Source organism: Novosphingobium sp. Chol11 (genome assembly GCF_900218065.1).
Lineage (GTDB): Bacteria > Pseudomonadota > Alphaproteobacteria > Sphingomonadales > Sphingomonadaceae > Sphingobium > Sphingobium agri.
Genome location: NZ_OBMU01000001.1, coordinates 2,282,776 through 2,299,354, shown reverse-complemented (window position 1 = coordinate 2,299,354; position 16,579 = coordinate 2,282,776). Strand labels below are relative to the sequence as shown.

The following is a 16,579-nucleotide window of genomic DNA, read 5'->3' as shown; positions in this document are numbered from 1 at the left end:
GAAGCGCCCGGCGAGCGCGAAGGCTCCCCGGCTTGGTCGCAGCGATGGGGCGGCCCGCCTATCGCTCCCGTTCGGCCGCGTCCTGCGCATAAGGAAACATGTGCCACCAGGGCTCTTTCTCCTCCAGCACCCGGGCAAAGCTCGACCGCGCCTCCAAACGATCGAGATAAGCAGCCAGCACCGGGAAACCGCCGCGCATCGGCTCGACCTTGTCGGCATAGAAAAGGGCAGGGGCAGCGGCGCAGTCGGCCAGTGTGAAGGCGTCACCCGCAGCCCAATATCGCGCGCCGATCCGCTCTTCCAGCAGCGCATAGGCCTTGCCCAGCAGAATGCGCGCCTCGCCAACGCCATGCGGGTCGCGCGCTTCCTCCGGCCGCAATCGGTCGGCAACGATCCTTTGCATCGGGGTCATCACATAATTGTCGAACAGCCGGTCCATCATCCGCACCTCCAATGCTTCCTCGGCATCGGCTGGGATCGGACGGAAGGAGCCGGAGCAGTGCTGCCCCAGATATTCGATGATGATGCTCGCTTCCGCCACCGTCTGGTCACGGGCCTCGTCGCGCAGCACCGGGAACTTGCCGAGCGGCCATAGCGCAAGCCATGCTTCGACGACGCCCGGCTCCTCCATCATCCGGCGATCGAACGGAATGCCCTGCTCGTAAAGGGCGATCAGCACCTTCCAGCAATAGGAGGAAAGGGGGTGATAGTAGAGAATCATCGGCTGTGCCTCTGCGCTGCATCGTCCTTGGGGAATGGCTGCTTTTATCACGCTTTTTCGGCGTTGGCCCATTCACGGTTAATCCACATCAGCTTGTGGATAAGTTGTGGATGAACCACCATCCTTAGCGAAACGGGACAAGGGCGCTGACCTGATCCCGGCAAATTCGATGATCGGGCAAAATTATTTTCGTTCTCAAATTGTTTCCCTTGCCTTTTGCGAGATGGCCGGAAGTCCGCGCGTCGCTGCGATGCAGGATCGGTCCATTGTCATATGTTTGCCATGTGAACCGCCGCGCGCAGTCCTCCAATCGTCATTTACCCTCTTGCAAGCATAGGAAGCTGTGGCACTATCCCTTGTATCGGGTTAACGGGGGTTACCCAACAGATTGTGATTGCTCCGGCTGGACCATTTTCCAGGCGAGAGGCGTTTTGCCTCATGCGGTCCATAGTTGGTTGGCCCCCTGCTGGCAGGGCAAGCTCTCGACAAGAAGCTTGACCGAATCGAACGAAACAGGAACATTCGGGGGCTCGAATGGATTTTCGTGACAGCGAACAAACAGGTGCAAGCGACGTGGCGACGGTAATCGACGAAGTTATGGAAACGGTGGCGGAAAAGAAGAAGGCTGCGCCGGCCAAGGTGGCTGCGCCTTCCTCTTCGTCCATCCAGGCGCGCCGGTTCGATGTCGTGACCGACGACAGCCGCGACGCGTTGCTGACGGAGTTCGGCAAGGACACGCTGAAGGACCGCTATTTGCTTCCCGGCGAATCCTATCAGGATCTGTTCGCCCGCGTTGCGGCGGCCTATGCCGACGACCAGGCGCATGCCCAGCGGGTCTATGACTATATCTCGCGCCTGTGGTTCATGCCCGCGACGCCGGTGCTGTCCAATGGCGGCACAGGCCGTGGCCTGCCTATCAGCTGCTATCTCAACAGCGTCGACGACAGCCTGGAAGGCATCGTCAACACCTGGAACGAGAATGTGTGGCTCGCCTCGCGCGGCGGCGGCATCGGCACCTATTGGGGCAGCGTGCGCGGCATCGGCGAGCCGGTGGGCCTCAACGGCAAGACCAGCGGCATCATCCCGTTCGTCCGGGTGATGGACAGCCTCACCCTCGCGATCAGCCAGGGCAGCCTGCGCCGCGGTTCGGCCGCCTGCTATCTCGACATCTCCCATCCGGAGATCGAGGAGTTCCTGGAAATCCGCAAGCCGAGCGGCGACTTCAACCGCAAGGCGCTCAACCTGCACCATGGCGTGCTGTTGACCGACGAGTTCATGGAGGCGGTGCGCAACGGAGCTGAGTTCCAGCTGAAATCGCCCAAGGACGGCTCCGTCCGTGGTTCGGTCGATGCGCGCAGCCTGTTCCAGAAGCTGGTGGAAACCAGGCTTGCGACGGGCGAGCCCTATATCGTCTTCTCCGACACCGTGAACAACATGATGCCCAAGCATCATCGCGATCTCGGCCTTAAAGTTTCGACGTCGAATCTCTGTTCAGAAATCACACTGCCGACGGGTCGCGACCATCTCGGCAATGACCGGACGGCAGTCTGCTGCCTTTCGTCCCTGAACCTGGAAACTTGGGACGAATGGAACAAGGACCCCGTCTTCGTCGAGGATGTCATGCGCTTCCTCGACAATGTGCTGCAGGACTATATCGACCGTGCGCCGGACGAAATGGCGCGGGCGAAATATTCGGCGGCGCGTGAACGGTCAGTGGGCCTGGGGGTGATGGGGTATCACTCCTTCCTCCAGGCCCGGGGCCTTCCGTTCGAAGGGGCCATGGCCAAGAGCTGGAACCTGCGCATCTTCAAGCATATCAGCGAGAAGGTGAACGACGCCTCGATGCAGCTGGCGGTCGAACGTGGCCCGTGCCCGGATGCTGCCGACATGGGCGTCATGGAGCGCTTTTCCTGCAAGATGGCGATCGCGCCCACCGCGTCCATCAGCATCATCTGCGGCGGCACTTCGGCCTGTATCGAGCCGATCCCGGCGAACATCTACACGCACAAGACGCTGTCCGGCAGCTTCGTGGTGAAAAACCCCTATCTGGAAAAGATCCTGCGCGACAAGGCGAAGGATTCGACCAATGTCTGGAACTCGATCCTCGAACGCGGCGGCTCGGTCCAGCATCTCGATTTCCTGAGCCAGGAAGAAAAGGACACGTTCAAGACCAGCTTCGAAATCGACCAGCGCTGGTTGCTCGAACTTGCGGCGGATCGTACGCCCTTCATCGATCAGGCGCAGTCGCTGAACCTGTTCATCCCGGCGGACGTGGAAAAGTGGGACCTGATGATGCTCCACTTCCGCGCCTGGGAACTGGGCATCAAGTCGCTTTACTATCTGCGGTCAAAGTCGGTGCAGCGCGCGGGCTTCGCGGGCGGGGTGGAAGCCGACAACACGATCGACGCACCGAAATTCGAGCTGGCTGGGGGAAGCACAGACTATGACGAATGCCTGGCGTGCCAATGAGCTAATGGGGGGGATGGGCGCGGCGGTGGCGACACCGGCCGCGCCCACACAATCGCCCCCGGAGCCGTCACCCCTCGTCTTGTTCTTCTTCAAAGAGAACGGCGTTGGCACCGGTCGCAGAGAGCCGCACAGTGCCATCCTCATCAACCCCGGCGATCAGTCCCTGACTGATATAATGATGATGCCCGGAGTGACTTCCCTGGCCGCTATCCGCCTTGATCAGCTTGATACGATCGCCCTCGACGTGATCGACAGTGCCGACATGGACGCCATCAGCGCCGATAACCTCAGCATGTTCCTTGATGCTGGTAAGATCAACCATCATATTGCTCCTGTGCCGGGAATGACGGGGACCAAACGTCCCGCGCCCGCACAGGTTGCGCACATCCATTAATTCGCGGAGCCGACCCGATGCCCCTTCTTCAAGCCAGCAAGGTCTACAAGCCTTTCGAATATCCCTGGGCCTATGAGTTCTGGAAGCGCCAGCAGCAGCTGCACTGGTTGCCCGAGGAAGTGCCGCTGGGCGAGGATTGCCGCGACTGGGCGCAGAAGCTGTCGGACCATGAGCGCAATCTGCTCACGCAAATCTTCCGCTTCTTCACCCAGGCGGACGTGGAAGTGCAGGATTGCTACCACGAAAAATATGGCCGCGTGTTCAAGCCGACCGAAGTGAAGATGATGCTGACCGCGTTCAGCAACATGGAAACGGTCCACATCGCCGCCTACAGCCATCTGCTCGACACGATCGGCATGCCCGAAACCGAATATTCGGCCTTCATGCAGTATAAGGAGATGAAGGATAAGCATGACTATCTGAGCCAGTTCGGCGTCGACACGGACGAGGATATCGCCAAGACGCTGGCGATGTTCGGCGGCTTTACCGAAGGGCTCCAGCTCTTCGCGTCCTTCGCGATGCTGATGAACTTCCCGCGCTTCAACAAGATGAAGGGCATGGGCCAGATCGTCACCTGGTCAGTGCGCGATGAGACGCTGCACTGCGAAGGCATCATCAAGCTGTTCCACGCCTTCGTGAAGGAGCGCGACTGCCTGACCCCGTCCGTCAAGGACGACATCATGGACATGTGCCAGAAGACGGTGCGGATCGAGGACGCGTTCATCGACCTCGTCTTCGAAATGGGCCCGGTCCCCGGCATGACGCCCAAGGACATCAAGAAATATGTCCGCTACATCGCCGATTGGCGCCTGGGCCAGCTGGGTTTGAAGCCCATCTACATGATCGACGAGCATCCGCTGCCGTGGCTGACCCCGCTGCTGAACGGGGTAGAGCACGCCAACTTCTTCGAAACCCGCGCGACGGAATATTCGAAGGGCGCCACGCGCGGTCAGTGGAATGAGGTGTGGGACGCGTTCGACCGGCGCAAGACGCTCAAGGCCGGCAGTGCCGCCAATGTGGATGAGCCGAGCGATCCGGACATGTTCAAGGCTGCGGGGATCGCTGCGGAGTAAAAGAATAAGCGAAAGGCGACACCGTTGCTGCGGTGCCGCCTTTCGGTCGATAGGAAACGCTGCCCCTATCGACAGGGCGAAGTCTAGGACCACACCCGACACGTTGGTTCTATAGTCATCCGCCTCCCTTAGCAACCAGGCGGCGGGAGACTAAACATGCAACGACAATACCCTTCATATTTCATTTATCGGGACACGGCTGGCCTGTGGCGATGGCGTTATGACGCTATCAATGGTCGGACCATCGCGGTCAGCAGCGAGAGCTACTTCAATCGATCCGACTGCCAACGCGGGATCGACATCATGAAAGGCTCGTTCACGGCACCGGTATGGATACCTGATGTAGACGCTCACGCGGCATGAAGGTTTGGCAGAGCTGTGTTACAGTTCTGCCAAAACTGCAGCTCACCACTGTCGCGCAAATGTGTGATTAGCGAAAAAGGGGCGGGCAACCGACCTCGTCTCGCCTGTCCCGCCACTGAACACCCCGTTTTATTCCGTTCATGCAACATCCGCCCAGCCCATGGGTTTAGCTCCACAGCCTGATAAATATGGCAAGGAGCATCAGATGAACTTCTCGATCAAGCGCGCCATTGCCGCTTTTTCGCTGGGTGCGATGACGTTGACTGGCGTTGCTGCGACCCCTGCTTTGGCACAAGGCCGCGATGTGCGGATCGACGCGAAGGATTTTGCGCGGGAGCAGCGGGACGCGCGCAATGATCGGCGCAGGGACATCCGCGACGCTCGCCGCGACTATCGCGCGGATCGGCGCGACGCCCGGCGCGACTGGCGGAACGACCGCCGTCACGACAATGGCCGCCACAATGGCTGGAAGCGTCCCGGCAGGACCGTCTATAATTATGACTGGAACCGCCCGGATCGCCGCTATGGCACCCGCTATCGTCCCGATCGCTATTATCGCAGCGGCTATGAGCCGATCCGGGTGACGCGCAACACGCGTATCTATCGCGGCTATGACGACCGCTATTATTGCCGCCGCTCGGACGGCACCACCGGCCTGATCGTGGGCGCGGCGCTGGGCGGTGTGCTGGGTAACCAGCTGGATCGCGGCGGTTCCAGCCTGCTGACGACGCTGATCGGCGGCGGCGCGGGCGCTCTGCTCGGGCGGGAAATCGATCGCGGTGGCGTGAGCTGCCGCTAACGCTTGCCGTTAACCCCTGCTGTCATTGGGGCACCAGGGCTGGCGTGACCCCATCCAGGGCCGCGCCAGCCCTTCTGCGACCAGCATCGCTCCGATCGACTGGTCCCCTCGCATGACCATCCGCAATGATCGCCCATAGCGATCCTGGTCGCGATCGATGGATTGGAGCATGAAGGGGCCGGCGTTGAGCAGCTGCCGCAACCGCTCGGTTGCTTGGGCGCCGAGCGAGGCTTCTTCCGGGCAGCGGGCCGGATGGGTTTCCGGCGTATCGATGTCAGCGATCCGAATGGTTTCGCCCCCCAGGCGAAAGGTATCCCCGTCGATCACGCAGTCGCTGCCATAGCTGTCATCGCACATGGCAAAGGATGCAGCTTGCGACCGTTCTTGCGGTATGGAACTCGGTGACGGGCTGAATCTGGCGTCAGGCAGCGACGGAAGAAGGTCGCCTCCGGCCCAAAGTCCTGATGCGATGATCAGGAACGCGGCCAGAAAGCCGTTGGAGCGGGTGCGCGATGGTTGCGCGCTGTGCCGAGGCCGAGCGCTTGCGTGGACGAGGCGGAGATGCCTGTGGCGGACGGGCCTGCGGGGCTGGTAGGACATGCTGTCCACCTAGCCCGCCGCACATCATTGCCGCGCCGTGAAGCTGATCCGCTTTCCCTCCGTTCCGGCGCGAACGGGGGAGGGCCTTAGCCTTCCTCTTCCGTGCCGTCGCCCATCATATCGTCTTCATCGTCCATATTCTCGGTATCGACCTGGCCAAGGGCGCTTTCCTCGTCATCCATCTGGGGTTCGCCGGAGAAGGCGTCGAAATCCATATGTCCGGACCGGTTCATTTCCTCCATTCGTTCGACAAGGTCGGGGGTGTCGTCGGGGATGATCTGGGCCGGGTTGGTGCTGCCGCCGCGCTCGCTGTCTTCGGACAGGTCGGTGCTGCGGACGCGGGTGTCGTCGGTGACGGTCTGCGCCTGTGATCCTTCGTCGCGCTGCTCGTCATTTTCCTCGATGATGTCGGGGAAGCGGTCTTTCTCATTTGCGTCCATGGCATGTCTCCTTGCTCCCTCAACGGATCAGTCCCGCCGCCGTTCCTCGCCGCCCAAAAGCCGCTGGACGCGAGCGGCGGCATGGGGCAAGAGCCGCCCCAATCCCCCTCCGTTTCCGTCGAAGGAACTCCCCCATGTCCCGCACGCTCATTTCCTCGGGCTCGCCTTTCGAGGCGCAGGTCGGCTATTCCCGCGCTGTCGTCCAGGGCGACTGGTGCTTCGTCGCCGGCACCACCGGCACTGATCCCGAAACCAAGGCGATGCCCGAAAGCGTCGTCGACCAGACGAGCAACGCGCTGAAGGTGATCGGCAAGGCGCTGGAGGAGGCGGGCTTTTCCTTCGCCGACGTGGTGCGCGTGACCTATTACATCACCGACCCGGCTTATTGGGACGAGCTGGGCAAGGCGACGGCGCCGGTGTTCGGCGAGATCCGCCCGGCGGCCAGTTGCATCGTCACCGGCCTTATCAAGCCGGAGATGAAGGTCGAAGTCGAAGTCACCGCGTTCAAGGGGTGATGGCCATGATCACCATGTATGGCATCAAGAATTGCGACACGATCAAGAAGGCGCGCAATTTCCTGGACAATGAGCGCGTTTCCTACAGCTTCCACGACTACAAGGTGTCGGGCGTGGACAAGGGCAAGCTGGAGGAATGGGTGATGGAACATGGGTGGGAAACCATCCTCAATCGATCCGGCACCACCTTCAAGGCGCTGGACGCGGGCGACAAGGCGCATATCGATGCGGACAAGGCTATCCTGCTGATGAGCGCCAACCCCTCCATGATCAAGCGGCCGATCCTGGACGTGGGCGGCCGGACCATCGTGGGCTTCAAGGCGACGACCTATGAAGAGGCGCTGAGCGGCGTAAAGGCCTGACCGGCTGCGCGGCGGCTTGTCAAATGAGGCGCGGGGGCGAATAACGGGATCATGCTTTCGCAGAAGACCCGTTACGCCATCCGCGCTCTCCAGCATCTTGCCGACCGCTACCGCCAGGGGCCCGTGCCGCTGAACGAGATCGCGACGCGGCAGAATATCCCGGCCAAGTTCCTGACGGTGATCCTCTCGGAACTGTCGCGCGAGGGGCTGGTCGCGACGCAGCGGGGACGCGACGGCGGCTATTGGCTTGCGCTGGCGCCCGTCGACATCAGCTATGGCGACATCGTGCGGCTGACGCGGGGATCGCTGGCGCTCACCCCTTGCGCGAGCCGATTCGCGCATGAAACCTGCACCAACTGCCTGCCCGAATCGGAATGCAGGCTGCACCGCGTGATGCTGCGCGTGCGGGACGAGACGGCGCGGGTGCTCGACAGCATCAGCCTGGCCGAGCCGCTGGCGATGGAAGAGGCCGAGTAGCCCTTGCGCCTGGCGCGCGGCTTCGCCACATCTCCGCCATGACTACGCCTCCGCTCAAAGCCGCGCTCATCCCTGTCACGCCCTTGCAGCAGAATTGCACGCTCTTCTGGTGCACAGCCACCAATCGCGGCGCGTTCGTCGATCCGGGCGGCGACCTGCCACGGCTGAAAGCCGCCGCGGAGCAGCAGGGCGTCACGATCGAAAAGATATTGGTGACGCACGGCCATATCGACCATTGTGGCGAGGCGGGGACTCTGGCCAAGGAACTCGGCGTGCCGATCGAAGGACCGCATGAGGCGGACCGCTTCTGGATCAGCCGCCTGGAGGAAGATGGCCGCAACTATGGCGTCAACGGCAAGATTTTCGAGCCCGACCGCTGGCTGGCCGACGGCGACCATGTGACGGTGGGTGAGCTGGTGCTGGATGTCTATCACTGCCCCGGCCACACGCCCGGCCATGTGGTCTTCCATCACGCTCCCAGCAAGCTCGCCATTGTGGGCGACGTGCTGTTCCAGGGATCGATCGGCCGCACCGACTTCCCGATGGGCAATCATCAGGATCTGATCGACGCGATCACGGGCAAGCTGTGGCCGCTGGGTGGCGATACGGCCTTTGTGCCCGGCCATGGCCCGATGAGCAATTTCGCCCATGAACGCCGCACCAACCCCTTTGTCGGGGACGCCGTGCTGGCCTGACCGCTCAGACCTGGGCGGCAAGAGCTGGCGGGGCCGGAACCGCACGGGTGGCGCTGTATGCGGCATAGAGCGCTGCGACCGCCAGTCCCGCCATGACGACCCAAGTCAAAAGCGGGCCGACGGCGCGGGCAGGGGAAGGGCTGTCACCATCCATGCCGATCGGATGAGCGACACGCGCGATGATGAAGGCGCATGCCGCGATCCAAAGCCATAGCGGCGAGCCAAGCGCCAGTTCGACAAGCGCGAACAGGATGAGGACCATCGGCGCATATTCGGTGAAATTGGCGTGGGCACGCATGCGGCGGGCGAGCAAAGGGTTTCCGCCATCGCCGTGGAGCGTCTTGGCTGACATGCGAATCCGTACGCATCGCGTCGCCAGCCACAGGTTCACAAAAGCGCAGGCGGCCGCCAGTGTCAGCGTGATCGGCAACAGCATGATGGTCTTCTCCCCTTCTCTCTCTGATGAGCAGGGTAACCGGGATGCCGCCAAGGGCAAGGAAGGACTTGCGCCGGGATCAAAAAGCGCTATAGGCGCAGGGCTTCGCGATCACCCGGGCCGCATGGTCTGCGGCGCCTGTGGCGTCGGCATTCCTCGGATATCGGCCAGTCGCTCAACCAGATTTAATTATGGAATAAGGTGCCGACATGGCTGTCCCAAAGAGGAAAACTTCCCCGTCCCGCCGTGGCATGCGCCGCAGCCACGATGCGCTGCGCGTCGAAGCCTATCAGGAATGCTCGAACTGCGGTGAACTGAAGCGCCCGCACAATCTGTGCGAGGGCTGTGGCCACTATAACGGCCGCGAAGTCGTTGCCGTCGGGGCCTGACGACACCCTCTCTCCTGCAAAGGTGTCCTGAAGTGTCCAGCCAACCGCGAATCGCAATCGACGCGATGGGCGGGGATGAAGGCGTGCGCGTGATGATGGCGGGTGTTGCGCTCGCCCGTCACCGCCACGAAGGGCTGCGCTTCACCCTTTTCGGAGACGAGGCGCGGATCAAGGCCGCCCTCGACAATCATCCCAATCTACGGGCCGCGTCCGAAGTCGTGCACGCCAGCGATGTCGTGTCGGCCGGGGACAAGCCCAGCGTCGCGATCCGCAAGAAGGCCAGCTCCATGAGCATGGCCATCGCCGCCGTAAAGGCAGGCGAGGCGGGCGCTGCCGTGTCGTCCGGCAACACGGGCGCATTGATGGCGATGGCCAAGCTCGCTCTGCGCACCATGCCTGGCATCGACCGGCCTGCCCTGGCGGCGTTGCTGCCGACGCTGGGCGACAATGACGTGGTCATGCTGGACCTAGGCGCCAATACCGAGTGCGACGCCCGCAACCTCGTGCAATTCGCCGTGATGGGCGCGGCCTATGCGCGCATCGCGTTCGATCTGGAACGCCCCCGCGTCCGCATCATGAACATCGGCACGGAAGACATGAAGGGCACGGAGGAAATCCGTGACGCCGCCGCCATCTTGCGCGCCGCCACCAGCCTTCCCCTGTCATTCGACGGCTTTACCGAAGGCGACAAGATCGGCCGTGGCGAGGCTGACGTGATCGTCAGCGATGGTTTTTCCGGCAATGTGGCGCTCAAGACGGCGGAGGGCACGGCACGCTTCGTCACGGACCTGCTGCGTACGGCCTTTACCAGTTCGATCCGGTCCAAGATCGGCTTCCTGATTTCCAAGCCCGCCATGCATCTGCTGAAGCACCATCTGGACCCCAACAATCATAATGGCGCGGTCTTCCTGGGGCTGAATGGCGTGGTGGTGAAGAGTCACGGCAGCGCCAATGACAAGGGCGTCGCCAATGCTGTCCATGTCGCCGCCCGGCTGTTGGAAGAAGATATCACGCGACGCATCGCCGCCGACATGGCGGGTGTCAGCGCGCTTTCGGGCGTGGCGTCCAAGCAGGAGCTCGCCGCAAAGTGATTCGCAGGTCCGTTCTTCTGGGTACGGGGTCAGCTCTCCCGGTGCGCGCCGTCAGCAATGCTGAACTGGCGGAAACCGTGGATACGAGCGACGAATGGATCGTCGAACGCACAGGCATTCGGAACCGCCATATAGCGGGCGATGGCGAGACGACCTCAACCCTCGCCACCGATGCGGCCAAGGCGGCGCTGGAGGCAGCAGGCCTTGCCGCCCAGGACATCGACCTCATCATCCTTGCGACGGCCACCCCGGACCAGACTTTTCCCGCCAGCGCGACCATCGTTCAGGCAGCGCTCGGCATCGATGATTGCGTGGCGTTCGATGTGGCGGCTGTGTGCTCGGGCTTTCTCTACGCCGTCACGGTTGCGGACAGCATGATCCGCTCTGGCGCAGCGCAACGTGCGCTTGTCATCGGTTCCGAGACGTTCAGCCGCATCCTCGACTGGGAAGACCGGACGACTTGTGTCCTGTTCGGCGACGGCGCGGGTGCGATCGTACTTGGTGCCGAGGAAAGCGCGGATGGTGCGCGCGGCATATTGGCGGCCAAGCTGCATGCCGATGGGCGGCACAACCAACTGCTCTACGTCGATGGCGGCCCCTCGACGACGAAGACGGTCGGCAAGCTGCGCATGAAGGGGCAGGAAGTGTTCCGCCATGCCGTGGTCAACCTGGCGTCCGTGTTGACCGAAGTGATGGAAGTCGCTGGCCTCGGCACGGACCAGATCGACTGGCTGATTCCGCATCAGGCGAACGCCCGCATCCTGGACGCCACTGCGCGGAAGCTGAAATTGTCGCCGGACCGTGTGGTGATGACGGTCGATCGTCATGCCAATACTTCTGCCGCTTCGGTGCCATTGGCGCTTGACTTGGCGATGCGGGACGGACGGATCAAGCCGGGTGACCTGCTGGTGCTGGAGGCGATGGGTGGCGGCTTCACCTGGGGCGCCTGCGTCCTGCGGGTCTAACCCAAGGTATATACCCCGGAATTCTTTAGATTTCTTCGGCTGACCATCTTGCCGAATCGCTTATGTTATCGCAGGATTTACCATTGGCGTCGGCATTTGACCGGCGGATGAAGGTGGGGACTTTCGATGACTGGCAATGGCACCCTGACACGCGCGGATCTGGCGGAAAGCGTCAACCGGCACATCGGCCTCTCCCGATCCGAAGCGGCGGCGCTTATCGAGTCCATATTGGAGCATATGACGTCCGCGCTCGAACGCGGCGAAAATGTGAAGATATCGAGCTTTGGCACCTTCGTCCTGCGCGACAAGACCGAGCGGATGGGGCGCAACCCGAAAACCGGGGTCGAGGTGCCGATCGAGCCACGCCGCGTGCTGACTTTCCGCGCCAGCCAGACCATGCGCGACCGCGTCGCTGCATCCTGACGCAGGCGGCGGGGCCGACACGCTTTTCCCACGGTTGACCTTTGCGCCGCGATAGGTGCAACATCGGCCTATGGAAAAGGCAGAAGGTGCATTCCTGACAATCAGTGAGCTGTCCGGGGAACTGGGGCTGCCGCAGCATATCTTGCGCTATTGGGAAACCCGCTTCCCCCAACTGCGTCCGCTCCAGCGCTCGGGTAATCGCCGCTATTACCGGCCCGCCGATGTCGCACTTGTCCGGCGCATCAACCAACTGTTGAATGTGGAAGGCTTTACCGTGCGGGGCGCGCAGAAGGCGCTGGCCGATGGGCTGGCTTCGCCAAGTCCCGTCGCTGCTCCGGTTGCTGCTGTCCTCACCAAGGGGGAGCAGGGGGCGGATGTGCTGGATCGGCTGCTGGCAATTCGCGCAGCCTTGGCAAAGGCCATTGGAGACTAAGAGGAGCTTGTGCTTTAAAAAGGCGCTATCTCCCGAACCGTCCGCCCTGAGCCTCTGGAAGGGCCTTTACTCCTTACTGAAGAAGAGAGCTTCGACAAGCTCAGCCCGAACGGGTCGAGTGTTCAGAGGGAACACATTCCGCCCTAGCAGAGGCCTTGGGTCGCATCAGAACAGTTAATCTTAACGCGATTCCGGGCCGAGCGCGGGGTCCAGATCACGGGGCCGGGTGAAGCTCACCAGCGTCGCCGCATTTGGCGCAACGTCAGCCCAAGTGTCGATCTCCAGGTCCAGCACCGCAAGGCTGGCCGTGGGGAACTTGACTTCGACATCGTCGCGGAGCGGGCTGGCGCCATCGTCCGGCACCAGTTCAAGGATCAGTTCCTCCAACCCCGGATTGTGGCCCGCAAGGATGACGCTGGTGGCTGTGTCGGGCAGATCGCGCAACACGTCGAGCAATGTCGCGACGGACGCCAGGTAGATGCGCCGATCCCAATGGGGATCGAGCGGCTGGCCATAGCCTTCCAGAAAGGTGTCGAGCGTCAGCACCACCCGGACGGCGGGGGACGCGGCAAGATGGTCGAACTGCATCTTCCGGCTGCGCGCAAACTGACCGATCAGCAGCGCCGCCCTTTCCCCGCGCCGATTGAGCGGCCGGTCGAAATCCCGCTCTACCGGATCGTCCCAGTCGGACTTGGCGTGGCGCAACAGGGTCAACCGCTTCATCTTTGCTCCAGGTCGTGGGTGCCGGATTCGTCTTCCTGCTGCCCTAGCGACATGCCGTGGCCATGGCCAGCGCGGGAATGGGCGCTCACCGCAATGATCGCTTCATCCAGGGTAACGCGGCGAATGGGGGTGCCTGGCGGAAAGGCGCTTAGCAACCGGCTGGGCATGGCGGCGGACAATATGACGAAGCTGCCGCGATCCTCGGCGCGGCGGATGAGGCGGCCAAAGGCCTGGGCCAGACGCGCGCGAATCAGCCGGTCGTCATAGGCCGCGCCACCTCCGGCGAGACGGCGGGCGGCGTGGAGCACCGTCGGCTTCGACCAGGGAACCCCCTCCATCACGACGAGCCGCAGCGAGTGACCGGGCACATCGACCCCGTCGCGCAAGGCGTCGGTGCCGAGCAGCGATGCGCGCGGATCATCGCGGAAGATGTCGATCAGCGTGCCGGTGTCCATCGGATCGACATGCTGGGCGTAGAGTGGCAGGCCTGCCCGCGCGAGGCGGTCGGCGATGCGCGCATGGACCGCGCGCAGACGCCGTATCGCGGTGAACAGGCCCAGCGTGCCGCCGCCCGCCGCCTCGATCAGCCGCCCATAGGCGCCCGACAAGGCGGCAATGTCCCCGCGCTTGATATCGGTAACGATCAGCACTTCGGCCCGGCCGGGATAGTCGAACGGGCTGGCCGCCTCGAACCGCTGCGCGCCGCGTGGAAGATGGCTGGCCCCGCTGCGGCTTTCCGCATTGTCCCAATCGCCGCCGCCCTTCAGCGTTGCCGATGTGACCAGCACGCCTTGCGCCGGTTTCAGCACGGCTTCGGCAAGGGGGCGGGTCGGGTCCAGCCAGTGGCGATGGATGCCGATGTCATATTCCCGCCCTTCGATCCGGTCGACCGTCATCCAGTCGACGAAATCCGCGTCAGCCGGGCCGCCGATCCGGGCGAGCAGCGCCAGCCATGCAGCGATCAGGTCGCGCCGCCAGCCAAGCGAGGCGATCGCGCCTTCGATCCGTGCCCGGGCCGCGCCGTCCAGCCAATCGGGCGCATCCTCGATGACTGCTTCCATCCGCTTGCCCAGCCGGTTCAGCGGCCGCAGCAAAGCGTCGAGCGCAAGCGCGGCTTCCTGAGCCGCTTCCACCAGCGGGCCATCGGGCTCGGCAACTTCGGTTTCCAGGCCATAGCCTGCATCCGCCTCCCCCACGTCGGCCGCGCGGGCATAGACGGTGCCGCGCACTGCGGCGAGCAACTGTTCCAACGGCCCGAAAGGCTCGCCAGCGACGATCCGCTTCAGCCACTCGTCGGCGGGCAGGGCGCGCGCCGCATCCGCCGCCGCGCGGATCGCCTCGCCGCCTTCCGCATCATAGCTGGCGAGGTCCGACAGGCGGGCGGCAAGGCCGCGCCTGCGGCCCCGCGAATTGCCTTCCGGACCCATGACCCAGCGGCGCAACTCGATCGCTTCCTGCCCTGACAGAGCGACGGAAAAGGTAGAATCGGCCGCGTCGAAAAGATGATGGCCTTCGTCGAAGATGATGCGCTGGGGCCGCTGACCGGTTTCTCGCCCACGCGCCGCGTTGATCATGACGAGCGCATGATTGGCGATGACGATGTCCGCGTCCGCCGAAGCGCGGGCTGACCGTTCGATGAAGCATTTGCGGTAGTGCGGGCAGCCTGCGTAGATGCATTCGCCCCGGCGGTCGGTCAGCGCCGTCGATCCGTTGCGGCGGAACAGCGTGGGCAGCCAGCCCGGCAGGTCGCCCCCGACCATGTCGCCATCCTTGCTGAACGCCGCCCAGCGCGCGACGAGTTGGGCAAGGATCGCCGCCCGGCCGGAAAAACCGCCTTGGAGCGCATCTTCCAGGTTCAGCAGGCAGAGATAATTTTCCCGCCCCTTGCGCACCACCACGCGGCGCGCCGCCGTCGCCGGATCGGGGAAAAGGCGCAGGCTTTCCCGGTCAAGCTGCCGTTGGAGCGCCTTGGTATAGGTCGATATCCATACTGTGCCCTGCGCCTCCGATGCCCAGAGCGACGCCGGGGCGAGATAACCCAATGTCTTGCCGATACCGGTGCCCGCCTCCGCCAGCAGCATGTTGGGTTGATCCCGATGCTGGCGCGGGCGGAAGCTTTCCACGGCGGCTGCGGCATAGGCGCGCTGGCCGGGCCGGGCTTCCGCCGCACTGCCGGTCAGATGGGCCAGCCGCGCCAGTACCGCGTCTTCATCCAGCGAGATGGTGCGCGGCGCTGGACGCGGGGGTGTTTCCTCCCATTCGGGCAAGCGGGAGAATAGCCAGCGTTCCGCTTCGGGCGGCCGGTTTATCCGGGGCGTGACCAGCGGCGCCCACGGCCAGCGGAGACGGAGAAGCGTCTGGGCGGAGGTCCAGCCGCCATCGCGCTCAGCCCATGCCGGCGAGCCGAGAATGTCGAGCAGCGCTGCGGTCGCGGCTTGCAGCAGTTGCGGAATGTCCGCTTCGCTGCCCGGCCGCTCCAGACCAAGCGATTCGGCCAGACCCTTGGGCGTTGGCACGAGGAAGCGGGCCGGATGAACGAAAGCCCACAGCTCCAGCAGGTCGAGGCCATTGAGTTCGGGATAGCCGAGCCTTTGGCCGGTGAGCGGTGCGTTGAGCAGCAAGGTCGGGGTTTCGGCAGCGCAGGCGATGGCCGCTCCCTTGGCGACCGCCTGCGTGTTTCCGCCCTCGCGCAGCCAGATCCCACCATGGCTGGCATGAAGGGCGGGCAGGGCAGTCGCGTCGATCACTCCCGTCGCTTAGGCGAGCGGGAACAAAAGGGAAACCGGAAAAAGGCGCGATTCAGCTTGCGCGGCGGCCAAATCCATTTGGTTGCGAGAGGAAGGGACGGACCATGAATGCGCCTTCGCCACGCTTATGTGCGAGCGGCGATCGCAGGCGGGTCCGCGCCATCTCCAGCATGTCGAACAGCGGGCCGTCCACCAGCTCATAGGGGAAGCGGACGCCCATGCGATCGGGTTCGGACCACTGCACCGTGGCGAAGACGATCTGCCCTTCAAAGCCGATCTGGCATTGGCTGCGAGCCGCCAAGCTGCATCCACGGATCAAGGCGCCGCCTTCGCTCAGGTCGACGATGCTGCCCTCCAGGCTGTCGAGCACCGTTGTCACGACGATGTCGATGTCGACCATTATGCGTTGGCGACTGCGCGCGATATGCATGGTGCCTGTAATCCCCCTTCGATCGGGGGAATAT

General features: G+C 63.3%; 21 protein-coding genes. 13 read left to right on the top strand and 8 right to left on the bottom strand.

Features of this window, described 5'->3' with window-relative positions; translation table 11 throughout:
• Positions 1-58 precede the first annotated feature (58 nt).
• Complete coding sequence (locus NCHOL11_RS11440; RefSeq protein ID WP_097092409.1) at positions 59-721, bottom strand: glutathione S-transferase family protein; 663 nt, start codon at positions 719-721, stop codon at positions 59-61.
• A 534-nt stretch (positions 722-1,255) separates the two neighbouring features.
• On the opposite strand from NCHOL11_RS11440, the gene NCHOL11_RS11435 reads away from it, so the two are divergent.
• On the top strand, positions 1,256-3,190 hold the full coding sequence (locus NCHOL11_RS11435) for a ribonucleoside-diphosphate reductase subunit alpha (RefSeq protein WP_097092408.1): 1,935 nt from the start codon (positions 1,256-1,258) through the stop codon (positions 3,188-3,190).
• 67 nt (positions 3,191-3,257) lie between these two features.
• Here NCHOL11_RS11435 and NCHOL11_RS11430 read toward each other — a convergent pair whose 3' ends face one another.
• Positions 3,258-3,512 carry a DUF2171 domain-containing protein gene (locus tag NCHOL11_RS11430; RefSeq protein ID WP_097092910.1) on the bottom strand — a complete coding sequence of 85 codons (255 nt, stop codon included), beginning with the start codon at positions 3,510-3,512 and terminating at the stop codon, positions 3,258-3,260.
• A gap of 89 nt (positions 3,513-3,601) precedes the next feature.
• On the opposite strand from NCHOL11_RS11430, the gene NCHOL11_RS11425 reads away from it, so the two are divergent.
• The 3 genes from NCHOL11_RS11425 to NCHOL11_RS11415 all read left to right on the top strand — a co-directional run bounded on the left by NCHOL11_RS11425 (position 3,602) and on the right by NCHOL11_RS11415 (position 5,819).
• Entirely contained in the window at positions 3,602-4,657 is a 1,056-nt protein-coding gene (locus NCHOL11_RS11425) for a ribonucleotide-diphosphate reductase subunit beta (protein ID WP_097092407.1), read from the top strand.
• Positions 4,658-4,813: 156 nt separating this feature from the next.
• Positions 4,814-5,020 carry a YegP family protein gene (locus NCHOL11_RS18815; RefSeq protein WP_097092406.1) on the top strand — a complete coding sequence of 69 codons (207 nt, stop codon included), beginning with the start codon at positions 4,814-4,816 and terminating at the stop codon, positions 5,018-5,020.
• A gap of 205 nt (positions 5,021-5,225) precedes the next feature.
• Complete coding sequence (locus tag NCHOL11_RS11415) at positions 5,226-5,819, top strand: glycine zipper 2TM domain-containing protein (RefSeq protein ID WP_255254777.1); 594 nt, start codon at positions 5,226-5,228, stop codon at positions 5,817-5,819.
• Positions 5,820-5,828: 9 nt separating this feature from the next.
• Here the strand turns inward: NCHOL11_RS11415 and NCHOL11_RS11410 are convergent, their stop codons facing one another.
• Together NCHOL11_RS11410 and NCHOL11_RS11405 are read right to left on the bottom strand one after the other, a co-directional pair.
• Positions 5,829-6,146: a thermonuclease family protein gene (locus NCHOL11_RS11410; RefSeq protein ID WP_369680240.1), complete on the bottom strand. Its 318-nt coding sequence runs from the start codon at positions 6,144-6,146 to the stop codon at positions 5,829-5,831.
• A gap of 359 nt (positions 6,147-6,505) precedes the next feature.
• Complete coding sequence (locus NCHOL11_RS11405; RefSeq protein WP_097092405.1) at positions 6,506-6,859, bottom strand: hypothetical protein; 354 nt, start codon at positions 6,857-6,859, stop codon at positions 6,506-6,508.
• 134 nt (positions 6,860-6,993) lie between these two features.
• On the opposite strand from NCHOL11_RS11405, the gene NCHOL11_RS11400 reads away from it, so the two are divergent.
• The 4 genes from NCHOL11_RS11400 to NCHOL11_RS11385 are packed head-to-tail and all read left to right on the top strand — an operon-like array spanning position 6,994 to position 8,908.
• Complete coding sequence (locus tag NCHOL11_RS11400; protein WP_097092404.1) at positions 6,994-7,374, top strand: RidA family protein; 381 nt, start codon at positions 6,994-6,996, stop codon at positions 7,372-7,374.
• A 5-nt stretch (positions 7,375-7,379) separates the two neighbouring features.
• On the top strand, positions 7,380-7,736 hold the full coding sequence (locus NCHOL11_RS11395) for an ArsC family reductase (protein ID WP_097092907.1): 357 nt from the start codon (positions 7,380-7,382) through the stop codon (positions 7,734-7,736).
• Positions 7,737-7,787: 51 nt separating this feature from the next.
• Positions 7,788-8,213, top strand: a complete 426-nt coding sequence (locus NCHOL11_RS11390; RefSeq protein ID WP_097092403.1) for an RrF2 family transcriptional regulator — start codon at positions 7,788-7,790, stop codon at positions 8,211-8,213.
• Between the two features lie 38 nt (positions 8,214-8,251).
• Positions 8,252-8,908 carry an MBL fold metallo-hydrolase gene (locus tag NCHOL11_RS11385; protein WP_097092402.1) on the top strand — a complete coding sequence of 219 codons (657 nt, stop codon included), beginning with the start codon at positions 8,252-8,254 and terminating at the stop codon, positions 8,906-8,908.
• A gap of 4 nt (positions 8,909-8,912) precedes the next feature.
• On the opposite strand, the gene NCHOL11_RS11380 is transcribed toward NCHOL11_RS11385, so the two are convergent.
• A complete protein-coding gene (locus NCHOL11_RS11380; protein WP_097092401.1) occupies positions 8,913-9,344 on the bottom strand; it encodes an MAPEG family protein in 432 nt (143 codons plus the stop codon).
• 209 nt (positions 9,345-9,553) lie between these two features.
• Here NCHOL11_RS11380 and rpmF point away from each other — a divergent pair, with 209 nt between their 5' ends.
• The 5 genes from rpmF to NCHOL11_RS11355 all read left to right on the top strand — a co-directional run bounded on the left by rpmF (position 9,554) and on the right by NCHOL11_RS11355 (position 12,645).
• Complete coding sequence (gene rpmF, locus NCHOL11_RS11375) at positions 9,554-9,733, top strand: 50S ribosomal protein L32 (RefSeq protein ID WP_022682012.1); 180 nt, start codon at positions 9,554-9,556, stop codon at positions 9,731-9,733.
• Between the two features lie 65 nt (positions 9,734-9,798).
• Positions 9,799-10,824, top strand: a complete 1,026-nt coding sequence (gene plsX, locus NCHOL11_RS11370) for a phosphate acyltransferase PlsX (protein ID WP_236575140.1) — start codon at positions 9,799-9,801, stop codon at positions 10,822-10,824.
• Positions 10,821-11,789, top strand: coding sequence for a beta-ketoacyl-ACP synthase III (locus NCHOL11_RS11365; protein ID WP_097092399.1), 969 nt, complete (start codon positions 10,821-10,823; stop codon positions 11,787-11,789). Before plsX ends, NCHOL11_RS11365 begins: the two co-directional genes overlap by 4 nt.
• A gap of 126 nt (positions 11,790-11,915) precedes the next feature.
• Entirely contained in the window at positions 11,916-12,212 is a 297-nt protein-coding gene (gene ihfA, locus NCHOL11_RS11360; protein ID WP_097092398.1) for an integration host factor subunit alpha, read from the top strand.
• A 70-nt stretch (positions 12,213-12,282) separates the two neighbouring features.
• A complete protein-coding gene (locus tag NCHOL11_RS11355; RefSeq protein WP_097092397.1) occupies positions 12,283-12,645 on the top strand; it encodes a MerR family transcriptional regulator in 363 nt (120 codons plus the stop codon).
• Between the two features lie 180 nt (positions 12,646-12,825).
• Here the strand turns inward: NCHOL11_RS11355 and NCHOL11_RS11350 are convergent, their stop codons facing one another.
• Genes NCHOL11_RS11350 through NCHOL11_RS11340 form a run of 3 tightly spaced genes read right to left on the bottom strand, consistent with a single transcriptional unit; the run spans position 12,826 to position 16,545 of the window.
• Positions 12,826-13,368, bottom strand: coding sequence for a SixA phosphatase family protein (locus NCHOL11_RS11350; RefSeq protein WP_097092396.1), 543 nt, complete (start codon positions 13,366-13,368; stop codon positions 12,826-12,828).
• A complete protein-coding gene (locus tag NCHOL11_RS11345; RefSeq protein ID WP_097092395.1) occupies positions 13,365-16,115 on the bottom strand; it encodes an ATP-dependent DNA helicase in 2,751 nt (916 codons plus the stop codon). Before NCHOL11_RS11345 ends, NCHOL11_RS11350 begins: the two co-directional genes overlap by 4 nt.
• A gap of 52 nt (positions 16,116-16,167) precedes the next feature.
• Positions 16,168-16,545, bottom strand: coding sequence for a PilZ domain-containing protein (locus NCHOL11_RS11340; protein ID WP_097092394.1), 378 nt, complete (start codon positions 16,543-16,545; stop codon positions 16,168-16,170).
• Between the last annotated feature and the right edge of the window lie 34 nt (positions 16,546-16,579).